This window comes from Bradyrhizobium sp. SZCCHNS30572 (assembly GCF_032484415.1).
Taxonomy (GTDB): Bacteria; Pseudomonadota; Alphaproteobacteria; order Rhizobiales; family Xanthobacteraceae; genus Bradyrhizobium.
The window spans coordinates 1-1,664 of record NZ_JAUESY010000019.1 but is presented as its reverse complement, the minus strand read 5'-3'; the positions used below and the strand labels follow the sequence as shown (position 1 = coordinate 1,664).

Genomic DNA, 1,664 nt, shown 5'->3' with positions numbered 1-1,664 from the left:
GGAGAGCACGGAGCAGCCGTGAAGACCATCGCGCAGGGAAGGCCGGTTGTATCGGCCAATCCTGTGGTGACTGCCGCCTGCTTTTCTTGTTGCAGGCGGGCCATGGGTGCGGCCAGCACCCGGCCTTCCCCATAGGCGTTAAGTTTATGCTTGAGTGTTGGAATCCGCCGTGATTCGAACAGGGGATGGCAGACGAATCGCTCCTGAACGAGGACTGGACGAGAGTGGTTGCGCAGCTGGGCGGGGCTGCGCAGCTCGAGAAAACTGCGCGCCAGACGAAGGCCTTCGCGCGTCGGCGGCAGATTCCAGATGCGGTGACGTTACTTCGGCTGATGCTGGCCTATTGTTTGGGTGAAAGAGGGCTGAGATCGACAGCCGCATGGGCGGCTTCTGTTGGCCTTGCCGACCTCACCAGCGTGGCGTTGTTCTATCGGCTGCGTCAATGTGGTGATTGGTTTGCGGTGCTGGTGGAGGGCTTGCTCGCTGCGGCAGCTCCGAAGGCGAGCCAAGGCCGCCTGATCCGCATCATCGATGCGACGACAGTGCCTCAGGCGGGACCGGCTGCGCGCAAGAACAGTGAGCTTTGGCGCGTTCATAGCGCATTTGATCTGCCCTATGAGCGCTTTGGTCACTTCGAGCTGACAGATCAGCAAGAGGGCGAAACGTTTGACCGGATACCAGTGGTCAAGAACGAGATCCGCATTGCTGACCGCGCTTATCTGCAACCTGACCGCATTGCGGCCGTCCGCGAAGCCGGGGCCGACGTTTTGATCCGAGCGGGCTGGAAGAACGCACGTTGGCTTGACGCCAAAGGCCTTCCGTTCGATCTGATGGCCCAATTGCGTGCCGCGAAGGCGCGCGGACTGGTCGATCGGGAGATTTGGATCAAGCGCAAGGGCGGCGCGCCTCTGGCTATGCGTCTGGTCGCAATCAAGAAGCCCACCGGTGCGGCTGCTGCTTCTCGGCGTAAAGCCCGGCAAGACGCAAAAGATGAAAACCGCATCATCTCCAAAGAAACTTTGGAGGCTGCGGATTGGGTCATTCTGATCACGTCGCTCGCGCGGGACGAGTTCTCCACCAAAGATGTGCTTGCGCTCTATCGATTGCGATGGCGGATCGAGCTTGGGTTCAAGCGACTGAAGAGTCTGATTGGCCTCAAGACGCCGCCAGGAACCGATCCGCGCTCTGCCAAGCCCTACCTGCTGGCCCACCTCCTGATCATCCTGTTGCTCGAGCCGCTTGCCAGCGACTTCGAGGACTCTCCCCACTGGACGCAGGCCGCTTAACGACGCCTGGCGCTTGGCGGGTCCTGCAGCAGCTCGTTGCATCCTTGCTGCAAGCAATCATTCCACAACCAACCATCCGTTGCTTGCGCCGCAGAAAACGCGCGTTGGGGCGCCACCTTCGCGAGCCTCCTCGAAAACGCAAGTATCAATCGATGCTCGCGCTACCTTAACGCCTATGCGGCCTTCCCTGCGCCCTCGTGTTGCCGAGGGTGATGACCAGCAAAACCTCGGGCGGATCGGCGCCGCGGGAACGTCGTTGCTTTCGGTCGTTCTCGCGACGGAGGCTTTGCGCCTGTAAAGCAATACTTGACTGTGTAAAGCGTTACTTTACATTCGAATGGCTTAGAGCAGTGATCGAGAGTTTTCGGCACAAGGGCC

General features: G+C 60.2%; 1 protein-coding gene. It reads left to right on the top strand.

Annotated elements, in window-relative coordinates; genetic code table 11:
* Positions 1–185 precede the first annotated feature (185 nt).
* A complete protein-coding gene (locus QX048_RS35170; RefSeq protein WP_315701243.1) occupies positions 186–1,286 on the top strand; it encodes an IS4 family transposase in 1,101 nt (366 codons plus the stop codon).
* Positions 1,287–1,664 lie beyond the last annotated feature (378 nt).

Excerpts from the sequence above, each read along its gene's own strand:
- QX048_RS35170 (WP_315701243.1), top strand. The coding sequence starts at position 186 with ATGGCAGACGAATCGCTCCTGAACGAGGACTGGACGAGAGTGGTTGCG.